This is a genomic window from SAR324 cluster bacterium (assembly GCA_029245725.1).
GTDB lineage: Bacteria > SAR324 > SAR324 > SAR324 > NAC60-12 > JCVI-SCAAA005.
In genome coordinates, this window is the sequence record JAQWOT010000049.1 from 1 (window position 1) to 4,815 (window position 4,815).

A 4,815-nucleotide genomic window follows, 5' to 3' on the forward strand; every position below is an offset into this window, starting at 1 on the left:
ACGAAGCACATACTCATCTTCTTCTACCATCCACTGTTGCCAAAGTGGCAAGGCATCTTCCCCGTCTCGTTCCATTCCACGCTTCAGCCGTAATTCTCGATTTGTCTCAATGTAGATTGAAAAACTGAGATAACGACGAAACTCTGATCTCGAAGCACTAACACCCTCTAAGATCATAACATAACAGGGTTCTAATGTTTCCCACTGTCCCAGTTGGTTAGCCTGCCAATCGAACTTCTGGTAGTGAGCTACATGGTTTTGCCGTAGAGGTTCCAAAACTTGTTCAATTAGCCGTGGGTACCAGTCGACAGGATGATCCCAGGAAGCAAAATCATCGGTATGTATGATAGGACAGTTATCGAGAGACCCAGCTAGACTTGCAGCAAACGTAGTTTTGCCAGCTCCACCGCAGCCATCGATTGCTATGATACGAGTTCGCATTTGATCTGGAGATGTGGCTGCTGAGATGAGCTTTTTGATTTCTGGTAAAAGTTGCATAGAGTAGAAACTGTGGCAGAAAGTCGAAAACAAGTTCTCAGGGCACCGGACTATGAAAGCCTGACAAATTATCACAAAATTATGGTTGCCCCAAATGCGCAGCTGAACTTAGAAAGTCCGACACTAATTGGATAGACCCAAAATATTGGGCTACTTATGTGAACAGAGACAGAAATTTTTGCAAATAGAAATTTATGTTTGACAAAAAAATATTTTTTCGGTTAACTAATTGTAAATCACTTATGACAACGTTGTCATAAGCAATTCTTTGAGTAGAGATGAGTTTGGTGACAATTTCTGATGTTGCTAAAGCGGCTGGCGTATCCATGAAAACCGTTTCGAGGGTTTTAAATAAGGAGCCCAACGTCCAAGCATCAACTCGGGAGAGAGTACTCAGGTTTATGCGTCAACTAGACTATACGCCGTTCACGGCAGCCCGAACGATGCGCACTAAGAAAACTGGATTGATTGGTGTAATAACTAGAGCGATAACCTCGGTGTCGATGACTCCCGATAGAGCAGGTCTTCCCGCAGTCAATCTGCTCAAAGGAATCCAGACCGTGATAGATCAGTGTGAAATGTTAATGATGGTCGCAGATACAGGAGAAAACTCAGCAAACATTCTGAAATTAACACAGACTTTCAGGGAGCACCAAGTAGAAGGAATTCTGTTTGTAGCTGATTATCACCAAGAATTTAACCCTCCGAAAGCATTTCTTGAAATACCAACTGTGTTAGTTAATTGCTTTGACAAGCAGCAGAGGCTCCCTGCAGTGGTGCCAGATGATTCAGAGGGAGGTTACCTTGCAGCAGAGGCGGCACTGTCAAAAGGACACCAGCGTATCGGACTGCTAACTCTTCCAGAAACCATTGTAGCTTCAAAACAAAGAAAAATGGGGTATCTCAGAGCGCACAAGGAGCGGAGTATACAGGTAGATCCAGACTTAATTTCAAGTGTAGGGGATGTAGGAGATTCTCCGGATGTGGAGCAGCAAACGCTAAAAAAACTACTGCAGACGCTACTAAAATTAGAGAGCCCGCCAACGGCTATATGCTGTGGAAACGACAAAATGGCAATGAATGTCTACATGCTACTGCAGCAGTGGGATATCTCCATTCCAGAACAGATTTCTATTATAGGATTTGATGATTACACCCTGGTTTCTGAACTGCTAAATCCTGGACTGACCACTGTTCAACTACCATACGTAGAAATTGGTGAGGCAGCTGCGGCTTTGTTAATTGAGAAAATCAAAGGATCTGTAGGGGCAAAAGAGCCGACCAAGATGATCAACCAACTAATTGGACCAGTTGTATGGCGTCATTCCGTTAAGGACTTTCTTTAGAAGAGTGCTTTTCGGCTTATTTAATTCACATAAATTACAAGGGGAAGCAAATAAATTAAAATAAAAACAAACAATGAAGCAGTCTAATCTGAGTATAGAACAGTGACTAAAAACTGAATACATTCAATAGATGAGGAACACATGCTGAAAACACTATTCAAAGCGGTATTGGCAGTTAGCATAGCTCTAACGTTGTCGGTTAATGTGTCAGGTAAAGAATACAATGAAGCACCCATGTTAGCAAAGCTAGTTAAGGAGGGCAAGCTACCAACAGTTGAAGAAAGGCTTCCAGATGATCCTTGGGTAATTGGGCCAGGGACGTTTGTAGGGGAAGAATGGATGGATTTCCAAATTGGAAATTACAGTGATGGAAAATTTCTGGTTACGGCTGATATTGCACCAAGAAATTATCAGATTGGGATTGCAGCAGGAAATTTTCTAATTGCACCAGACCAGAGTACTTCACCTGATAAGGTAAAAGGAGCATTGGCTGAATGGGTAAAATGGAATGATGATTATTCAAAATATACAATAAAAATAAGACCAGGCTTAAAATGGTCAGACGGTCATCCAGTTACAACTGAGGATGTGAGGTTTGTATTTGAAGACATATATGAGTACGAGGCACTGGGCATACCGTGTGGGTCTCACAGGAGGTCCCTGTACACACAAATGGATCCAAGACAGGATTGTGGAAAGTTGGATATCATTGATAAATATGAATTTTCAATCACATTCAGTAAACCATATGGTTACTTCCTTTCAGAACTCACGACTTGGATCCAAGACCATATGCAATTGATCCAGCCTTCACACTTTCTAAAAAAATTACATCCAAAATATACGGATGAATCAAAACTCAACAAAATGGCAAAAGAGCATGGAGTAGAAGGATTCAAACAATTATTTGCTATTTATGAAAGCGTACATTGGGATATTTGTTGCGGCAATGAACCAAGATTGGTTGATCTTCCAACACTGTACCCATGGAAATTGGTGGAAAGAAATGAAGATATGATGAGGGTTGAAAGGAATCCTTATTACGCTGGAGTTGATCCAGAAGGAAATCAGTTACCTTACATTGATGGTATCATAACTTACGGGATAAATGATAAAGAAGCACTAATTATGAAGTTGGTGTCAGGTGAGGTAGATTTTTCAAATTCGGATTTCATGAAAATTAGTGACATGCCTACATACATACAAAATGAAGAAAGAGGTGGATACAATGTAGTCATGACAGGTTCAATCAACGGTCCTCCAACACTCTACGTAAATCAGGATTACGATTATGAAAATCCAGATAGCCAATGGCAAAAACTAATACAAGATAAAAATAATCATTTTACGAAAGCACTTGCTTTGGCAATAGATAGTCAAGATATTAATAATTCACTTTACTTTAACTTGTATGGAATGCCTACGATAACATCGGCAGAATACGATCCAAAAGAAGCAAATGTACTACTTGATAAAGCAGGAATGAATAAAAGAGATGATGATGGATATCGCACTTACCCTGATGGATCTCCCTTTAGAGGAACGATTCTTACAGCAAATATGTCACCGGACATGATTGATATTTGCTTTATGTTGACAAAATATTTTCAGGCAGTGGGTTTAAACATAAATGCTAAAATGGTAACAAGTCAGGTATTAGGAGCAAGGACTAAAAGTAATGAAATGCCATTTAAAGTACTTTGGCACGACGAACCCATATGGTATTCAGGGATATCAAGAGATTATGATGTTTGTATGAAAGGTGATTGGAGTTGCCAAACAAAAAAATATATGGAAACCAAGGGAAAGCAGGGATATAAACCACCTGCGCACATGGTCAAGTACTATGACATGAACGCAGCAAGAATGGCTGTACCACCAGAATCACCGAAGGGGCAGGAACTGTTTAACAACTTACTGAACTGGTTTTCAGAAGGAAATGCTTTGGTATGGCCAATTGGTAAAATCCAAGTACCAAACATATTTAAGAAAAATATTAAAAATATCCCACGTGAAGGTTACCCATACAACCTAGGAATCTCAGAGTCAGCACCAATATGGTTTGTTGAAAATGAATAATGATCTAAATGAAAGGGGAAAATAGAATTTTTTTAAAAAAATAGAAAATCAAAATATGTCGGGGCACAGCACTAAGATTAAAGAGCAAAGAGTCTTTGATTCTTAGACAGAAATAAAATTGCCCAAGGTATGTGCCAACCTTGGGCTCGAATTTTCAGTAAGGAAATAGAAGTATACAAAATAAACAAAACTAAGGTGATCGCTAAAGGTTTATCCACCTTCCAAAACTTACCCTGAGCTCAAGAAAATCTAAAAAATTAAACTAATCCATCTGTATGGGGAATGCAATTCAACTAGTATTCTCACCAAATTTTTCATGAAAAATACTATTAAAAAGAGGGAATGATAATAATCATTATGAATTTAAATCAGGATTTAATCTTCTTCGAAAAAAGTAAAAAGAATGAAAAGTAAAGGCTTAAAAGAAAATAGTTTAAATCTGCAAGAAAACAAATGATTCTTTACATAATTAAAAGAATATTTTACCTTTTTCCACTTGCAATCCTGATATCGATATTATCATTTATCATCATTCAATTACCACCTGGGGATTATGTAACTGAGTGGGAATATAATATGATTGCTCAGGGTTATAACCCAACAGAAGAAGAAATTGCAATGCTGAAGGAAAGGTATCATTTGGATAAAACATATGTTGAACAGTATGTAAGATGGATGTCAAACATAGTTTTTTATGGGGATTTTGGTGTATCGTTTACTTATAACAAGCCTGTTAGTGATATCCTGAGTGAGCGTGTGCCAAGAACAATTGCGATTAGTTTAGGTGCAATACTGGTGCAGTGGATTATTGCGGTACCGATAGGGATTTTTTCTGCAATCAGAAAGTATAGTGTATTCGACTATATTTTTACTTTAATTGGCTTTATTGGAA

The 4,815-nt window shown here is 38.5% G+C and carries 4 protein-coding genes; 3 read left to right on the forward strand and 1 reads right to left on the reverse strand.

The features are described from left to right. The coding region (locus P8O70_02015; GenBank protein MDG2195660.1) for a hypothetical protein at positions 1-441 on the reverse strand (441 nt) is incomplete at its 3' end. A gap of 335 nt (positions 442-776) precedes the next feature. Here P8O70_02015 and P8O70_02020 point away from each other — a divergent pair. The 3 genes from P8O70_02020 to P8O70_02030 form a co-directional block, all read left to right on the forward strand. Beyond that, positions 777-1,844, forward strand: a complete 1,068-nt coding sequence (locus P8O70_02020) for a LacI family DNA-binding transcriptional regulator (GenBank protein MDG2195661.1) — start codon at positions 777-779, stop codon at positions 1,842-1,844. A gap of 141 nt (positions 1,845-1,985) precedes the next feature. Continuing rightward, entirely contained in the window at positions 1,986-3,923 is a 1,938-nt protein-coding gene (locus P8O70_02025; protein MDG2195662.1) for an ABC transporter substrate-binding protein, read from the forward strand. A 453-nt stretch (positions 3,924-4,376) separates the two neighbouring features. Continuing rightward, positions 4,377-4,815: ABC transporter permease (locus tag P8O70_02030; GenBank protein MDG2195663.1), on the forward strand; the 439-nt coding region annotated here is incomplete at its 3' end.